We start from the raw sequence: 16097 nt of genomic DNA, 5'->3' as shown, positions 1-16097 counted from the left end.
TCGCTCGCAACTGGCGCGAGTAGCACGATGTCCTCTGATCTGTGGAGCTTTTCGATCAACCTTTATGCCAGGCCTGGCGTGGAAGCGGCTTGCCTGGCGTTGCAGGCAGAAGGCGCGAACGTCTGCCTGGTGCTTTGCGGGCTGTGGCTGGAACAACGCGGGGTAACCTATGATGAGCAGAGGTTGCAGCAGCTTAGGCACGTGGCCGGCCCCTGGGACGCAGCCGTCGTCCAGCCATTGCGGACGCTGCGCACACGATGGAAAGACCTCGCCCGCCAGGACGCCGGGCTGGGTAGCCTGCGCGAACAGATCAAGAAACTGGAGCTGGAAGCCGAACGACAATTGCTGGAGCGGCTGGAAACCAAGGCAGGGGACTGGCCCAAGGGCCAGGATGAAGCGACAGCGCAGTGGCTGCAGAGGCTGGTGGCGAATGCCGGCCAAACCAACCGCGACGCGCTGCATCGGCTGCGCGTCGCGGCAGTCACCCCTTAGGAAGCGCGGGGCGGAGTAGTACTCGGCGCGGTGGTTACGCTTGGGTTCACCGCTGGCGCCGGCGTGCTGGTCGTTGGCGCAGGCGTCACTGTGGCCGCTGGTGCTGGCGCGGCAGGCTTGGCAACCGGAGCCGTCACCGGTTTTGCAGCAGCAGGCTTTTTCACGGCAGGCTTCGCAGCGGGTTTGGCTGCAGGTTTTGCAGCGGCCGGCTTGGCCGTTGCCGGCTTGGCGGCTGGTTTGGCTGCTGCGGGTTTTGCCACGGCCTTTACAGGGGCTTTGACGGGAGCCTTGGCAGCAGCAACCGGCTTGGCCGCCGATTTGACAGCAGGCTTGGCGGCAGCGGGTTTGGCAGCGGCAGCCTTGGCGGCCGGCTTCGCGGCAGCAGGTTTGGCCGCCGCTTTCGCAGCAGGCTTGGCAGCGGCGGTCTTCGTCGCAGGCTTGGCAGCGGCGGTCTTCGTCGCAGCGGGTTTGGCAGCAGCGGTTTTAGCGGCAGGCTTGGAGGCAATTTTTGCGGCTGGTTTGGCGGCAACAGGCTTGGCAGCAGGAGCTTTGACGGCAGGCTTGGCAGCTGCTTTCACGGCTGGTTTTTTCGCCGCAGGTTTTGCAGCGCTGGCAGCGACTGGTTTCACGGCAGGTTTGGCAGCAGGCTTGCTGGCAACTTTGGCGACTGGCTTGACGGGCGCCTTGGCCGCAGTTTTTGCCGCGACAGGTTTAGCCGCTGGCTTCTTGGCCGATACAGCGGCAGGCTTGGCCGCGCGAAGGCTCAGCGCCTTGCCGGCGGCTTCTTGAACGCGACCGACACCTTGGGCCAGCTTCAGGCTTTCCTGGGCATCACGCTTGAGTTGCAGGATGTAGGCGCGGGTTTCGGATTGACGATCCTTCAAGGCATCGAGCAGGTCTTCGAGTTCCTTCACGGCATCCTTGGCCTTGGTTTGTGCCTTGGCCTTGCCGGCGGTTGCCGCGTCTTGCAGCTTGGTTCGCGACTTGTGCAGTTTTTCCTGCGCCTTGCCGCGTTGTTTTTCCAGCTTGGCGAGCAGTTTTTCAGCATCAGCCAGAGCTTGGGAGCAGGCATTTTCCAGATGCTCGAGCAAGCTGCCCGACAATTGTTGGAGCAAGTGCAACGGAGTGTTTACAGGCTTCTTGGTGGCCGACATGGTTTACCTCCTGACTGACGTGAGTGCGGCTCATACTAGACCTCTGCTGCAACCGCCGCTAGGGCATGTTGACACTACACAAGGCGTTGCGTTGCACGAGGCAAAAAATAGTCTGCAGCACTGCCAGGACAAATCGCTTCGAGCGTTATCGACACTGGCATAATCCCTAAAATCGAGGGCGGAGAACGTACACATGTCGCGTCACCTTTTTTTATTTCTTTGCATGGTTTTCTCCCTGGCTCAGGCCGCTGAAAAATCCGACGCCAACGACGGTCGCGACCTGGCCTACAGCCTCGGCGCCAGCCTGGGCGAGCGCCTGCGTCAGGACGTGCCGGACCTGGAGATCCAGGCCTTGGTCGAAGGCCTGCAGCAGGCCTATCTGGGTAAACCGTTGGCCCTGGCAGATGAACGCATCGAACGGATCCTGGCCGAACATCAGGCGCAACTTCTGGCGCAGTCGTCCACGCCACAAACGCAAATGGCGCTGAAGAGCGAGCGGAAATTTCTCGATGAGGAAAAAGGCCGGCCGGGCGTCCAGCAATTATCGGACGGCATCCTGCTGACCGAACTCAAGCCGGGCAGCGGCGCGAAGGCCGGCCCCCACGGCAAGGTCCAGGTGCGGTATGTCGGTCAATTGCCGGACGGCACCGTGTTCGATTCCAACCATCAGGCGCAGTGGTTCAATCTTGACAGCGTGATTGATGGGTGGCGCAGCGCACTGCCGCAGATGCCGGTGGGCGCGAAGTGGCGATTGGTGATTCCTTCGGCCCTGGCCTATGGCGCCGAAGGTGCCGGGGACGTGATTCCACCCTTCACGCCGCTGGTGTTCGAAATTGAATTGCTGGGCGCAACGACCTGAAGCCGTTAAACGAAAAACGGCGCGCAAAGCGCACCGTTTCATGTCACCGCCAAGCCCTCAAGCCTGGGCGGTAGCCTCTTCCTTGTGGGCGTTGTGCAGCACCTCGATCAGGCAATCCTCCAGCTCGAAACGCTCATGCAACAAACCGCCCAGTTCCTTGAATTTTTCCGCTACGCATTTACCTTCATCACAGAGGTCATTGAAGGCCAACAGCTTCTCGGTGATGACGTCGATGCGCGGATAAATCGTATCGGCCAGTTCCAGGCCGCGTTTGTCATTGAAGGCCTTGGCCTCGCCCGTCAGTTGCTCGTAGATCTCGAAATGACCGGCCGACACATAGTCCACCAGCACACCGCAAAATTCCTGCAAAGGCTTGCGACTTTCACTCAGTGCTTCAGGCTTGTCGCCAAGAGCATCATAGGCTCGAACCAGTTCATGACGCTCCTGCAACCAGCGGTCGATCAGCAGATGCACCCCACCCCAGCGTTCCTGAGCATTCTGACAACTTTCGAGCATGGTGATTTCTTCCCTTCTGAGTCACACCCCTCGCAGTCTGGAGCACACCTGGATGACCAGGAACGAGCCAGACACAACCAGATCGAGTGGCATGATTCCAATGATACGTGCCGGCCAGATTATGCCCGCACGACAACTGCTTCAAGGTACGCAGGCTATAAAGTTCATACAAGTGTTTGATCCAGCCTTCGGACCAACTGCGACGTCTCGTCGCCGAGCGGTGGCACCAGGGCATTCCAGGCCAGGCGCAGCAGCAGATAAGTCATCGAGATGAAGAGCGCGATAAAAAACAGCAGGCTCCATTCAGGGATGCTCAGACGAAACAGCGTCCAGGAGACGCTCGTGCAATCGATCGCTCCGTCAAGCGCGCGATGCATGGCGTGCCACCACAAATCGGCGCCCCTGAGCTTGGCGAGGCAGTCGGGCAACAGCTCGATCGAATCGCTCTGCGCAAGGACGTGATACCACGCCAGCGCCAGCCCTCCCGAGACGAAGACCACGCCCACCGCCGCATACACAACGCTACCTCTCAGAGCCGGGCCATGCACGCAAGCGGCAAGACAGGTCATCAGGAACAGCGTCAGGCATAACCGCTGCAAAATGCACAGGCTGCACGGGGTCAGACCGACCGCATATTCCAGGTAAAACGTGATCCCCAAAACCAGAGCCGCGGCGATGGAAGCCAGGAGAAACAGAGAGCGAGAGCTGGCCAAAGACATGGCGGTTCCGTAACAGAAAAGACAAGCGGTTACGGTAGAGGAAAGCCCTCGGACCTTTCAAGACGAGGCGTTGCGGAGACTTCGTCAAAGATGTAAGGAATACCCGACAAGCACCACGAGACTTGGCGCAACAGGCTGTAGGATTTTACTGAAGAGAGCTTCAGCGGCCGCATAACGGACCCAATTCACCTTCGACGGGATGAAAATGCGGCAAGGAAGCAAGCTTCCTCGCCACGATGATTCATTAGTAATTCAAGTGCTCGGAACCGGCAAGGGTGCCGCCAGCAAGCGCTCGTCCAGCAGCCCCAGCCCCTCTTGAAATAACTGGTTGCTGCGCTCCGCATCGCCCAGTTGCGCCAGCAAGCGGGCCAGTTCGGCACAAGCCTCAGGGTTGCGCTGGATGCGCAGGCTGCTTTCGAGATAATCCCGCGCCTTGCCCCACAAGCTGTTTTGCAAGCACAGACGCCCCAGCGTCAGGAGCAGGCTCGGGTCATTCGGATGCTCCTTGAGCCAGCCCTCGGCCGCTTGCAACTGGCGGCTCGGGTCAGCGCCGCGAACCAGTCCGTACAAACGCGCCAGGTGGCTGTCGTAGTGACGCTTGAGCGCAACCCGCAATACCTCCTCAGCCTGCGCCTGGGCGCCCAGCTGACGAAGTTGCTCGGCATAGGCGAGCACCATTGCCGGTTCCTGGCGTTGGGCTGAGGTGAGCTGTTGCCAGGCCCGATCGAGCGATTGCAAGCCGACGCTTCCGTCAGCTTCGCGATGGGCAGCCAAGGTGAGGTTTTCACCCCAGGCCCGCCGTTCCAGCTCAGCCAGTTCGGCGGGCGGCAGGACCTTGTCCTTGCGCAGCTCCGGCAACAGCCGGATCACCGCCGACCAGTCACCGCGCTGCTGGTGCAAGCGCTGCAACTGACGCAGGGTCTGGGCATTGTGAGGATGGCGTTCATGCATGGCTTGCAGCGTGCTCAACGCACCGTCGGTGTCACCCCGGTCCGTCTGCAACTGGGCGTGAGTCAGCGCGATGGCCAGCTCGGCCTGGGGCTGCCGCTCCAGAGCGCGCTCAAGCAGACTGTCGCTTTGCTCATAGAGGCCTTGTTCATTGGCCGCGCGGGCGGCGCCGAGGTAATACAACAAGGGCTGGCGCTCGGCTTCGGCGGCGCGGTGAAGATGCCGCTGGGCGCTGGCCCAACGGCCTTCGGCCAGGTCCAGCTGGCCATGTTCGATTGCAACTTGTACGCGACGACTGCGGTTGCGTCGCGACCACGGGTTGACCACGCCAGTGGACGTGGTTACCAGCCCGACCAGAGCAAACACTGCGCGCCACAACAACCAGGCCACCGCGATCAGTGCGAGGGTGACCCACAGGCCGGCTTCGTAGCGAAAGCTCTTGTACGCCACCAGCACGTAACCCGAATGCTCGGAAATCGCCACGCCCAGCAAGGCTGCGGCCGCGATGACCACGAACAGAATCACGTAGAGACGTTTCATGGCGCGGTCTCCTGCCCGCCCGCCTTGGGCAGCGGTTTGACCGAGTCTTCAGCATTCAGGTTGCGGCGCTCGAGGTAGGCCTGGACGGCGCTCAGAGTGCCGGTCAGGTCCGGCGTGACCACTGTCACCGGCAGCTTGCTCAACTCGCCAACCCGCTCGAGCATGATCTTGCTTTGCGGGTTGTCCTGGTTGAAGTTGTTCCTGAGCACGTCACGCGCCTCGGCCAGCGCCTGGGTGTACACCGCCGCCTGCCCATTGAGCGCGGCCCATTGCGCCTGCTCCAGCGCCAGGCTCAAGGCCAGGCGCACCTGGACCAGGCTCTGTCCGGCCAGAAGTGGACGGACGTTTTCATCGGCATTGAAATCGATGCGGATATAACGCGAGACCCGGTCCCACCACTGCGCCCAGCGACTGGCACCATCGCCGTCACTCGTCAGCCCCAGCAGCGACTCGCCACGATCCTTGTATTCGGGCGCAAGCTCGGTCAGCTGCAGCACCTGGTCACGCAAGGCACCCAGTTGCAGGAACAGCCCGGTGCGATCCGGCTGCTCGGTGCTGCGCAGCGCAGCGAGGGTCTTGGCCAATTGTTCGCGGGCAGCGAATGAGCCCGGGTCGTTCTGCTCGCGCAGGATTTCATCGGCGCCCTGTACCAGTGCCTGGGCACTGCTGATGTCCTGCAGGGCGGAAAGACGCAGGCTGGCCAGGCGCAACAAATGCTCGGCTTCGGCCAGGCGCCAATCCTTGCGGCTGGCACCCAGCACGGTTTCCAGGCGCTGGTTGAGACGCTGCTGGTCGCCTTGCAACTGGGCAACCTGGCGGCGGCGCTCCTCCAGTTCTTCGGCCGGAGGCAATTGCTCCAGGCGCGCGCTCAGGCGTTGCTCATTGAGCTTGAGGCCCTGGGCCTGGTCATTGAGCGACTGGACCTGGGCGGATTGCTGCTGGGTGCTGGCTTGCAGATGACGCACTTGCCATACACCCCAGCCACCCACGGCGACGCCGGCAGCCCCCAACAACAACGCGACAATCGCCAGCCCGTTGCCGCGACGCGGTGCTATCGGCGGCGCCGTTTCAAGCGGCGCATCGAGCGCTGGCTGGTCCTGATCTTTTGGCAAGGCTGTTTCGCTCACGTATCCATCCTTTGCATTGGAAAACGGCACGGATTGTTCCCGTAATGCCGCCAGCAAAGCCGCGGCGCTGGCGCCACGGCAATCAATAACTGTCCGGGCCCCGGCGGCACGCGCCATGTCGACGACCCTGGGGCTTGGAACGAACAACGGCAGCCGCGCCAGGGCGGGCCACGCTTCACCGGCGAGCCGGCGCAGATGCTCGAAGCTCTGCCCACTGCTGACCACCAGCGCGTTCAAGCGTTCCGCTTCGACCCTGGCCGGCAGTTCGCCCTCGGCGTATTGCGGCAGGCCGCGCCGGTACAGCTCAAGATAGTCGACACTAGCACCTTGCTCGCGCAAACGCTCTGCCAGCAATCCGCGCCCACCCTCACCACGGACGATCAAGACACGGGGATCGGGCCGGTCGAGCACCTGGCGCAACGCCCCGAGCTCAAGCAAGGCTTCGCTGTCGTCGCCGTTATCGGGATAAAACACGCTGAGGCCGGCATCGGCAAGAATCTGTCCGGTTGCGGCGCCCACGCTGAACCATGGCAAGACCGGAGGTTGCGGCCAATACTGACGCAGCAGCTCCACGCACAAGCGCGCGGCGGGCTTGCTGACCACGATCACGGCGCAATACTGATTCAATTCACGGAGGATCGCCTGCCCGGACTCGGTCACCGGGACCGGCTCGATATCCAGCAGCGGCAGGCTGCTGCTGTAGATCCCCGCATCCGCCAGCACAGCCGCCAGGGCCGCCGATTCGTCCGTCGGCCGGGTCAGCAGCAGCCGCCAGCCCGTCACGCGTGGCCAGCCTCGCCGTAGACTTTCTTGAGGATGTCATCGGCGCCCTGGCTCAGCAGGTCTTCGGCCACCCGCACGCCCAGCGCCTCGGCATCGCGGCGCGGTGCTCGGGCCTGGGCGCTGAGCAGTTGGCCGCCGCTGGGATCGCCCACCAGGCCACGCAGCCAGATTTGCTCGCCTTCGAGCACGGCGTAGCAGGCAATCGGCACTTGGCATCCGCCGTTCAGATGCTTGTTCAGGGCGCGCTCGGCGAAGACCCGCGTGGCGGTGTCGTCGTGGTGCAACGGCGCCAGCAGCGCATGGATTTCGCTGTCGGCGCTACGGCATTCGATGCCCACCGCGCCCTGCCCACCGGCCGGCAGGCTGTCATCGACGCTGATGGCCGAGGTGATGCGATCTTCAAACCCGAGCCGGATCAGGCCGGCGGCGGCGAGGATGATCGCGTCGTATTCGCCAGCATCGAGCTTGGCCAGGCGCGTGTTGACGTTGCCGCGTAGGAAGCGGATCTGCAGGTCCGGACGCCGCGCCAGCAACTGCGCCTGGCGACGCAGGCTGGAAGTGCCGACCACACTTCCCGGGGGCAATGCTTCAAGATTGGAAAAGCTGTTGGAGACAAACGCATCACGCGGGTCTTCCCGCTCGCAGATGCAAAAAAGGCCCAGGCCTTCGGGGAAGTCCATGGGCACATCTTTCATCGAATGCACGGCGATGTCGGCTTCGTTGTCCAGCAGGGCGGTTTCCAGCTCCTTGACGAACAGGCCCTTGCCACCAATCTTCGACAGTGGCGAATCGAGCAGTTTGTCACCGCGACTGACCATCGGCACCAGCGATACGATCAGGCCAGGGTGGGCCGCTTCCAGGCGGGTTTTGACGTACTCGGCCTGCCAGAGAGCCAAGGCGCTTTTACGGGTGGCGATGCGGATCTCGCGAGGGGACATGGATCAATCCGTACTTAAAAGATACGGCAGATAATAACAGCTCAGCCAAATCCGCTTTGACTTGAATCACGACGCAAAGGCCTCCCTGGCCGCCAATCCTGGAGATGGAACGCTGCGGGACGCCACGCTAAAGCTGTTGCATCATCTTGCGCACGCCCGCCACATGCCGCCGGCTAACGATCAGCGCGTCGCCATTGAGCCCCTTGAGGTAAAGCTGGAAGTGCCCGAGGGGGGTGCGTTGCAAACGCTCGATACGCTCGCGAGCCACCAAGGCGTTGCGGTGGATGCGTACGAACCGTTCGCCGAACTCGTCCTCCAGCGCCTTGAGCGGCTCGTCCAGTAGCACTTCTCCGCTTTCGTGGCGCAAGGTCACGTATTTGTGGTCGGCAATGAAGTACACCACCTGGTTCAACGGAATCAGCTCGATACCTTTTCGGGTCCGTGCGCTGATGTGGCTGCGCGGGCCGCTGCCGCTCTCGGCGGCCGGGCGGGTAAGCGCCGCCAGTTGCACGCGGTTCGGTCGCTCAGCCTTGCGCAACGCTTCTTCCAGCGCCTCGACGGAAACCGGTTTGATCAGATAGCCCACGGCACCGGCCTGCAACACCTCCGGAGGAAAATCGTCCCGGGTGGTACAGAACACCACCGCGGGAGGCGACTCGCGCTCGCACAGCTTGGCCGCGACCTGCAGCCCGTCCAGGCCAGGCATGCGGATGTCGAGCAGCACGATATCCGGCTTGTGGCTGTCGATAAGGGCCAACGCCTCTTCGCCATTGGTGGCGCTCGGCTCCAGGACACTGTAACCCTCGAGTTCGCCAAGCATTCGGCTCAGGCGCTCGCGGACCAGTGGTTCGTCGTCAACGATCAGGACATTCATATTGCGCTGGATTCCTGCGTGAGTCTCGCACAAGGATAGCGTAGACAGGGGAAGTGACATCCGTCACCGCGATCCACGCTAAGACTCGTCCGAGGGCCAAAAAGTGCCGCGAGGTGGTTGCCTATCTTTACCAGCGCTTGCCTACCGGAGCTCGAGGCCTGTTGTCGCACAACGTCGCCACAGGGACTGTTAACACTCGATCTGATCAATATGAGCACCCCCCATTTTTTTGGTGCGTCCGATGCGTCCAAGATGAAAAAGCAAAGCCCTACGTCCACTGTAGACGGTTGCCACGACGATATTGCTCAATCGAAAAATATCGTTGTGCAAAAACCCGGCAAATGCGTGGCTTTTCCGGGTAAAAAACCTGCCGACCATTGCCAGCGCCAGCCCCGGCAACCCTGCTATCATCCGCCGCAGCCTTAACCGCTACTTTTTCTTCAGCCGATCACGAGCGAATTCATGAGCACTGACAAGACCAATCAGTCCTGGGGCGGCCGCTTCAGTGAACCCGTCGACGCCTTCGTCGCCCGCTTCACCGCCTCCGTCAACTTTGACCAGCGCCTGTATCGCCACGACATCATGGGCTCGATCGCCCACGCCACCATGCTGGCCAAGGTCGGCGTGCTGACCGATGCCGAGCGCGACAGCATCATCGATGGCCTGAAGACCATCCAGGGCGAGATCGAGGCCGGCCAGTTCGAGTGGCGCGTGGACCTTGAAGACGTGCACATGAACATCGAAGCGCGCCTGACCGACCGCATCGGCGTGACCGGCAAGAAGCTGCACACCGGTCGCAGCCGTAACGACCAGGTCGCCACTGACATCCGCTTATGGCTGCGCGATGAAATCGACCTGATCCTGGCAGAAATCACCCGCCTGCAAAAAGGCCTGCTGGAACAGGCCGAGCGCGAGGCGGAGAGCATCATGCCGGGCTTCACGCACTTGCAAACCGCGCAACCTGTAACGTTTGGGCATCACATGCTCGCCTGGTTCGAGATGCTCAGCCGCGACTACGAGCGCCTGGTCGACTGCCGCAAACGCACCAATCGCATGCCCCTGGGCAGCGCCGCGCTGGCCGGCACGACCTATCCGATCGACCGTGAATACACCGCGCAACTGCTGGGCTTCGATGTGGTGGGCGGCAACTCGCTGGATAACGTTTCGGACCGCGACTTCGCCATCGAATTCTGCTCCGCCGCGAGCATCGCGATGATGCACCTGTCGCGCTTCTCCGAAGAGCTGGTGCTGTGGACCAGCGCGCAATTCCAGTTCATCGATCTGCCCGACCGCTTCTGCACCGGCAGCTCGATCATGCCGCAAAAGAAAAACCCCGACGTGCCGGAGCTGGTACGGGGCAAGAGCGGCCGGGTATTCGGCGCGCTGATGGGCCTGCTGACCCTGATGAAAGGCCAGCCACTGGCCTACAACAAGGACAACCAGGAAGACAAGGAGCCGCTGTTCGACGCCGCCGATACCTTGCGCGACTCGCTGCGAGCGTTCGCCGACATGATCCCGGCCATCAAGCCCAAGCATGCGGTCATGCGCGAAGCGGCCCTGCGCGGCTTCTCCACCGCTACCGACCTGGCCGATTACCTGGTCCGCCGTGGCCTGCCGTTCCGTGATTGCCATGAGATTGTCGGCCATGCCGTGAAGTACGGCGTTGACAACGGCAAGGACCTGGCGGAAATGAGCCTGGACGAACTGCGCCAGTTCAGCGACCAGATCGAGCAGGACGTGTTCGCGGTGTTGACGCTGGAAGGCTCGGTCAATGCCCGTGATCATGTTGGCGGTACGGCGCCAGCGCAGGTAAAAGCAGCGGTCGTTCGTGGCCAGGCGCTTCTCGCCAGCCGATAAGCCAAAAGCCAAAGCTTCGCGAGCAGGCTCGCTTTCACACTGGTTCTCCATGTTCACAAGACTTTGTGTTCACTGAAGATCCGCTGTGGGAGCGAGCCTGCTCGCGAAGGCGTCCTCAAGGCGCCAGAACCTTATTTCCTGGCAGCAATCTTCGCCAGGAACGCCGGCATTTCCGCCTCTCGATCCGCCGCAATCCGCTGCACGTGCGGATTCTGCCCGAGCAGCTCCATCAAGGCCCTGGCCTTCGGCATCTCTGCCAGCAAGTCGATATCGAAAACCTTCTTGCCCACCGGCAAGGCCAGCGAAAGGCTGTAGTAGAAATACAGGTCGGCAATGCTCAGGCTGTCACCCGCCACATAAGGCGAGAATTTTCCGTGCCGGCCAAGCGAGGCAAACCCGAGCAATAGCTCGCCCTTGGCCTTGTCCTTGATCGCCTCGGGCACCGCCATGCCAAAAAACGCTTCGGGATAGCAGGCACGTCCCGGCAGCTCGATGTACAACTCGATTTCCCGGCACAAGGCCAGCACTTGGGCGCGCTCGAACGGGTCGTTGGGCAGCAGGGCCTTGCCCGGCTGGGTTTGCTCGATATATTCCAGAATGACGCTGGTCTCGTTGATAAAGCCCTGCTCGGTCTTCAATACCGGCACCTTGCCGCGCGGGCTGATAGCCAGGGCTTCCGGGGTCTGGGCGCCAAAGAACTGGACCTCTTCGAAGGGCAGCCCCTTCTCCAGCAGCGCCAGCTTGACCATGTTGTAATAATTGCTGACAGAAAAACCATAAAGCTTGAGCATTCCATAGCCTCCAGGCCGTGCGGGGTTGGCAGCCTTGGGTTATAGACCGGCGGGACATTTCGCGCCAGGCGCATCACGCTGCTGAATGCAGGTAAACTGGCGGCCTTTTCTACAGGAGGCTGCCATGAGCGAGCCAAGCGATATCGAACATGACGAAGAAGAGTTCGTCGAATCCACGCTGATCCAGGCCATCGAGAACCAGATCGAAAGCGACAACCCGCCAGCGGCCAAGGCCACCTTCAACAAGTTGACCCTGGTCGGTTATGAGCGTGACGAAATCCTCAACCTGATGGCCCACGTGCTGGCGGTGGAAATCGACGCGATCCTGGAAGAAGACCGTCCGTTCAATACCGAGTGGTACGAAGCCGCCCTGCGCGCCTTGCCTGAGCTGCCGCCGGAAAAGAAATGACCCGACGGGCAACGCCGCTCTTGTGGTGAGGGAGCTTGCTCCCGCTCGGCCGTCCGACGCTTCGGGCGCAGCAGTCGCAAATTTTCGGGGTCGCTTCGCAACCCAGCGGGAGCAAGCTCCCTCGCCACAAAAAAATCGCTTTAAACAAAAAAGCACCACACTGACACTGGACAGCTCGGCCGAGTGCGCTCACCTTAGTGACGCTGTCGACCAAATTCCTAGAAAGTCTGGAGTCCTTATGTCGCTTACCCCTGAGCTGGTTGCCGAACTGGAAATCCTTGCACTCTTCAACCTGGACAGTTCCCAGGAAGGCCTGAAAATTCATCAGACCGCTGCCCCGAAAGCCATCGCCGCTGCCAAGCGCCTGTTTGAAAAAGACCTGATAGACCAACCCGATGGCGGTTATCTGACCAGCCTGGGGCGTGATGCCGCGCAAAATGTGCAAACTGTCCTGACGATACTCCGCGCCGAAGAAACCGCCTGATCTCCTCCCGCCCACGGAAATCCCTTTGCCTCGGGGTTTCCGCAGGCGCATGGCTTCTTTCGTAAAAATCCTGGCGTCAAAATCATTTTTCAGCTCAAGAATTCCACGATTCGGGCGCTAACCTGCCATCACTTGTGCTTCCCCACGTGCGACGCCGCGAGCCGGTTTGAGCTGACATGACCCGCAATCACGAAATACGCCCCGATCTGGACCAGGGAATCGACCGCAAGGTCCTGAGCCAGTTGCGCGCGCGTTTCCTCAAGCTCAATTCCGGCCGCATGGAGCGCGCCCTGGAAGGGTTGTCGACCCGCCAGCAGGGCGTATTGACGCTGCTTCCGCTGTTCTTTCACGTCAACCATCCACTGCTGCCCGGCTACGTCTCCGGCAGCACGCCCGCCGGGTTGTCGAATTACGAGCCCGACGCCAATGTCCTCGCCGAGGCCCAGCGGCTGACCCGCTCGTTTTCGTATAAGCCGCGCCATGGCAGCAACCCTCCGCGGCCAATCCTCGGCCTGTTCCTGATGGGCAGCCTCGGCACGCTCGCCCAGGCCGACCAGAGCGACATGGACGTATGGGTGTGCCACGGCCCGGACCTGAGCGAGGATGAACTCGCCGAGCTACGCAAGAAATGCCAGCTGCTGGAAATCTGGGCCGCCACCCAAGGCGCCGAGGCTCACTTTTTCCTCATTGACCCGGCGCGATTCGTCCGCGGCGAACGGGACAACCAGCTCAGCTCCGATGACTGCGGCACCACCCAGCATTATCTGTTGCTGGACGAGTTCTACCGCACCGCCATCTGGCTGGCCGGGCGCACGCCGATCTGGTGGCTGGTGCCGGTCTATGAAGAAGAGAATTATCAGCAATACACCCACACGCTGATTTCCAAGCGCTTCATCCGTGCCGACGAAACCCTCGACCTGGGGCATCTGGCTTACATCCCGCCGGGCGAATTCATCGGCGCCGGGCTCTGGCAGTTGTTCAAGGGCATCGAGTCACCCTACAAATCCGTGCTCAAGCTTTTGCTGACCGAGGTCTACGCCAGCGAACACCCGGACGTGCGCTGCCTGAGCCTGCGCTTCAAGCAGGCGGTGTTCGCCAATCGCCTGGACCTGGACGAGCTGGACCCGTACATGGTGGTTTACCGCCGTCTCGAGGAATACCTCAACGCCCGTGGCGAACCGGAACGCCTGGAGCTGATTCGCCGCGCGCTGTACCTGAAGGTCAATCGCAAGCTCACCGGCCATGCCCGCAGCAGCGGTTGGCAACGCAATCTGCTTGAGCGCCTGGCGCGGGATTGGGGCTGGGATCAACGCCAACTCGCGTTGCTCGACAGCCGCAGTCAATGGAAGGTCCGCCAGGTCAGCAATGAGCGGCGCGCACTGGTCAACGAGCTGACCTACAGCTATCGCTTCCTGACCCAGTTCGCCCGCACCGAAAAGACCGTCAGCCTGATCAACAAGCGCGACCTCAATGTCCTTGGCCGACGTCTGTATGCGGCCTTCGAGCGCAAGGCCGACAAGGTCGAGTTCATCAATCCCGGAATTGCCCCGGACCTGGCCGAAGACACCCTGACCCTGGTCCAGTCGCCGAACAAGAAAGAGCCGGGGCAGAACCAGTGGGGCTTGTACAACGGCAGCCTGAATGCCTTGGAATGGGAGAATTTCGCGCCGATCAAGCGCAGCCGAGAGTTGCTCGAATTGCTCACCTGGTGCCACCGCAACGGCGTGATCGACAGCAGCACGCGGCTGGCGCTACACCCCGGCGACAGCGACCTGAGCGAGTTCGAGCTGTTTAACTTGCTGGGCAGCCTGCAACAGTCCATCGCCCTGCCCCTGGCCACGGTTGACGAAGAACAGCTGCTGCATGCCAGCGTACCCGGCGAAGTGCTGATACTGGTGAACGTCGGCGTCGACCCGCTCAAGCATCACCGCGACTTGAACATCCTGATGACCACCGAGCGCACCGACTCGTTGAGCTACGCCGGTGTTCGCGAAAACCTGGTGTTGACCCTCGACCAGGTCACGCTCAACAGCTGGAATGAAGTACTGGTCAACCGGTTCGACGGCGAGCACGCCTTGCTCGATTGCCTGCGCGACTACCTCAACGACTTGCCCCTTACGCAGCGTCAGCCACGCTTACAGGTGCGCTGTTTCTGCCACAACCGTGCGCAGTTCATCGCGCGACGGGTTGAAGAAGTCATCGAGACCGCCCAGACCTTGCTCCTGAGCAAACTCAACTACCGCTACCTGCTTCAGGTCCAGCAGCATTATCACGTGCTGGAGCTGGTGCCCGGCCAGGTCAACCATGTGGCGTTGAGCAGCCTGCCGGCGTTGATGGACTACCTGGGCGAAGAGTTGACGGCGTACAGCCCGCTGCATCTGGACGCGATGGCCATGGAAGAACACGACGCGGCCCTGATCCTGCCAATGGGCCAGCCCGAGTGCATCCAGGTGTTCTACCGGGTCTACGAGGACGAAGCAGAGCTGTATGTGCTCGATGAATTCAACGCGTTGTGGCAGCAGCGCCTGCCCTATCACGATGACCAAAGCCTGTTGGTGCCGCTGCAGCGCTTCCTGCAGTCGGTGCTGTATCGCCGCGACGCCTTGCTGCCGATGGACGCCACCCAGCCGTTGACCCTGGAAGTCCTTTATTACCAGCTCCTGCCTTCGGGTAACGGGCGGGCCCGGCGGGTCGAATCACGGCAGGCGCCGCAGACGCCGGTCAACAAGCCCTTCTACGACGTACAGGCGATCATCGGCAAAGCGGCGCACGGGCAAGTGCACGTCACCCTCTATTGCGACCAACGGGAATTTTCGGAGCTGGAGCATGGCGACCAGCTGTTTCACGTGGTCGCCAGGGAAATCGTCGGGCAGCGCCGCGACGCCGAACGCTATCGCTGCTATATCACCGACCTGGACCTCTCCGGCCTGGTCGGTGACGGTGCCTGCCCAAGCATTTTGTTCCTGCGCTACAAGGCCGACCTGGAGCGCGCACTGAACGAAGCATTGAATCAGGTCTGACGGGGTTCAGGACGGGAAATCACCGCCATTGGCCGGCTGGGACTCGACTTCCAGCAACGTCAGCTTCAAGGTCTTGCCACCCGGCGCCGGCCAGTCGATGTGCTGCCCCACCTTCAAGCCCAGCAAGGCACTGCCCACCGGCGCCAGGATCGAAATCCGGCCCTGGTCGGCGTTGGCGTCCTTCGGGTAGACCAGCGTCAGATGGTAATCCTTGCCGCTGCTTTCCTCGCGGCAGTGCACGCGCGAATTCATGGTCACGACATCGGCGGGCACTTCATCGTGGCCGACCAGTGTCTCGGCGCGATCCAGTTCGGTTTGCAACGCGATCACACCGGGAAGCGTGTCATCCAGGCTGTCGATCAAGCGCTCCAGACGTTGTACGTCCAAGCGAGTCAGGGTGATGGAAGGTGCGGTCATGATCCAGGCAGACTCCTTTCTTCTGCACGAAAAAAGCAAAACCCCGCCACATAAGACGGGGTTTTCACGCGCCTCGATGAGTTGAGGCGTTGCTGGACACTACCACAGCTCAATAAATATACAACCCGGATGGTTCTTGCCCATCAGGTGGAAGGCTTTTGTGGCGAGG

Annotated in this window: 16 protein-coding genes and 2 pseudogenes; 6 read left to right on the top strand and 12 right to left on the bottom strand. The window is 61.6% G+C overall.

The window, feature by feature from the left end; translation table 11 throughout:
• Positions 1 to 27 precede the first annotated feature (27 nt).
• Positions 28 to 492, top strand: a complete 465-nt coding sequence (locus J3P89_RS00705; RefSeq protein WP_434696456.1) for a TIGR02444 family protein — start codon at positions 28 to 30, stop codon at positions 490 to 492.
• On the opposite strand, the gene J3P89_RS00700 is transcribed toward J3P89_RS00705, so the two are convergent.
• Positions 489 to 1646: an AlgP family protein gene (locus J3P89_RS00700; protein WP_434696455.1), complete on the bottom strand. Its 1158-nt coding sequence runs from the start codon at positions 1644 to 1646 to the stop codon at positions 489 to 491. The two genes, J3P89_RS00705 and J3P89_RS00700, sit on opposite strands and share 4 nt — an antisense overlap.
• A 193-nt stretch (positions 1647 to 1839) precedes the next feature.
• Here J3P89_RS00700 and J3P89_RS00695 point away from each other — a divergent pair, with 193 nt between their 5' ends.
• Positions 1840 to 2505: an FKBP-type peptidyl-prolyl cis-trans isomerase gene (locus J3P89_RS00695; RefSeq protein WP_434627176.1), complete on the top strand. Its 666-nt coding sequence runs from the start codon at positions 1840 to 1842 to the stop codon at positions 2503 to 2505.
• Between the two features lie 57 nt (positions 2506 to 2562).
• Here the strand turns inward: J3P89_RS00695 and rsd are convergent, their stop codons facing one another.
• The 9 genes and pseudogenes from rsd to J3P89_RS00650 all read right to left on the bottom strand — a co-directional run bounded on the left by rsd (position 2563) and on the right by J3P89_RS00650 (position 9361).
• On the bottom strand, positions 2563 to 3021 hold the full coding sequence (rsd, locus tag J3P89_RS00690) for a sigma D regulator (RefSeq protein WP_305497980.1): 459 nt from the start codon (positions 3019 to 3021) through the stop codon (positions 2563 to 2565).
• A gap of 164 nt (positions 3022 to 3185) precedes the next feature.
• The gene (locus J3P89_RS00685; RefSeq protein WP_434627174.1) at positions 3186 to 3740 is read right to left on the bottom strand and encodes a disulfide bond formation protein B; all 555 of its coding nucleotides are present in this window, start codon (positions 3738 to 3740) and stop codon (positions 3186 to 3188) included.
• Positions 3741 to 3992: 252 nt separating this feature from the next.
• Positions 3993 to 5228 carry a heme biosynthesis protein HemY gene (locus J3P89_RS00680; protein WP_434696454.1) on the bottom strand — a complete coding sequence of 412 codons (1236 nt, stop codon included), beginning with the start codon at positions 5226 to 5228 and terminating at the stop codon, positions 3993 to 3995.
• Entirely contained in the window at positions 5225 to 6355 is a 1131-nt protein-coding gene (locus tag J3P89_RS00675) for a uroporphyrinogen-III C-methyltransferase (protein ID WP_434698076.1), read from the bottom strand. Before J3P89_RS00675 ends, J3P89_RS00680 begins: the two co-directional genes overlap by 4 nt.
• Before the next feature lie 36 nt (positions 6356 to 6391).
• Positions 6392 to 7138 (bottom strand): annotated as a pseudogene (locus tag J3P89_RS00670) (uroporphyrinogen-III synthase); the annotation flags it as partial.
• Positions 7135 to 8076, bottom strand: coding sequence for a hydroxymethylbilane synthase (hemC, locus tag J3P89_RS00665; protein WP_434696453.1), 942 nt, complete (start codon positions 8074 to 8076; stop codon positions 7135 to 7137). The gene hemC and the pseudogene J3P89_RS00670, both read right to left, overlap by 4 nt.
• A gap of 127 nt (positions 8077 to 8203) precedes the next feature.
• Entirely contained in the window at positions 8204 to 8950 is a 747-nt protein-coding gene (locus J3P89_RS00660; protein WP_305497976.1) for a LytR/AlgR family response regulator transcription factor, read from the bottom strand.
• A pseudogene (locus J3P89_RS00655) lies at positions 8947 to 9096 on the bottom strand (sensor histidine kinase); the annotation flags it as partial. The gene J3P89_RS00660 and the pseudogene J3P89_RS00655, both read right to left, overlap by 4 nt.
• Before the next feature lie 43 nt (positions 9097 to 9139).
• Positions 9140 to 9361 carry a hypothetical protein gene (locus J3P89_RS00650; protein WP_434602214.1) on the bottom strand — a complete coding sequence of 74 codons (222 nt, stop codon included), beginning with the start codon at positions 9359 to 9361 and terminating at the stop codon, positions 9140 to 9142.
• 51 nt (positions 9362 to 9412) lie between these two features.
• On the opposite strand from J3P89_RS00650, the gene argH reads away from it, so the two are divergent.
• Positions 9413 to 10807 (top strand): argininosuccinate lyase, encoded by a 1395-nt coding sequence (gene argH / locus J3P89_RS00645; RefSeq protein ID WP_434696452.1) that lies wholly within the window; start codon positions 9413 to 9415, stop codon positions 10805 to 10807.
• 131 nt (positions 10808 to 10938) lie between these two features.
• Here argH and J3P89_RS00640 read toward each other — a convergent pair whose 3' ends face one another.
• Positions 10939 to 11598, bottom strand: a complete 660-nt coding sequence (locus J3P89_RS00640) for a glutathione S-transferase family protein (RefSeq protein WP_434570968.1) — start codon at positions 11596 to 11598, stop codon at positions 10939 to 10941.
• A 124-nt stretch (positions 11599 to 11722) separates the two neighbouring features.
• On the opposite strand from J3P89_RS00640, the gene J3P89_RS00635 reads away from it, so the two are divergent.
• From J3P89_RS00635 to J3P89_RS00625, 3 genes are all read left to right on the top strand, one after another.
• Complete coding sequence (locus tag J3P89_RS00635) at positions 11723 to 12007, top strand: hypothetical protein (protein WP_434570967.1); 285 nt, start codon at positions 11723 to 11725, stop codon at positions 12005 to 12007.
• A 238-nt stretch (positions 12008 to 12245) separates the two neighbouring features.
• Entirely contained in the window at positions 12246 to 12491 is a 246-nt protein-coding gene (locus tag J3P89_RS00630) for a TIGR02647 family protein (protein WP_150724924.1), read from the top strand.
• 176 nt (positions 12492 to 12667) lie between these two features.
• Positions 12668 to 15511: a class I adenylate cyclase gene (locus J3P89_RS00625; protein WP_434696451.1), complete on the top strand. Its 2844-nt coding sequence runs from the start codon at positions 12668 to 12670 to the stop codon at positions 15509 to 15511.
• Between the two features lie 6 nt (positions 15512 to 15517).
• On the opposite strand, the gene rnk is transcribed toward J3P89_RS00625, so the two are convergent.
• Positions 15518 to 15928, bottom strand: coding sequence for a nucleoside diphosphate kinase regulator (rnk, locus tag J3P89_RS00620; protein ID WP_434627157.1), 411 nt, complete (start codon positions 15926 to 15928; stop codon positions 15518 to 15520).
• Positions 15929 to 16097 lie beyond the last annotated feature (169 nt).

The sequence above is a fragment of the Pseudomonas sp. Z1-14 genome (assembly GCF_051132005.1).
GTDB lineage: Bacteria > Pseudomonadota > Gammaproteobacteria > Pseudomonadales > Pseudomonadaceae > Aquipseudomonas.
Note: the sequence above shows the minus strand (reverse complement) of the source record. Positions and strands in the feature narration are given on the sequence as shown.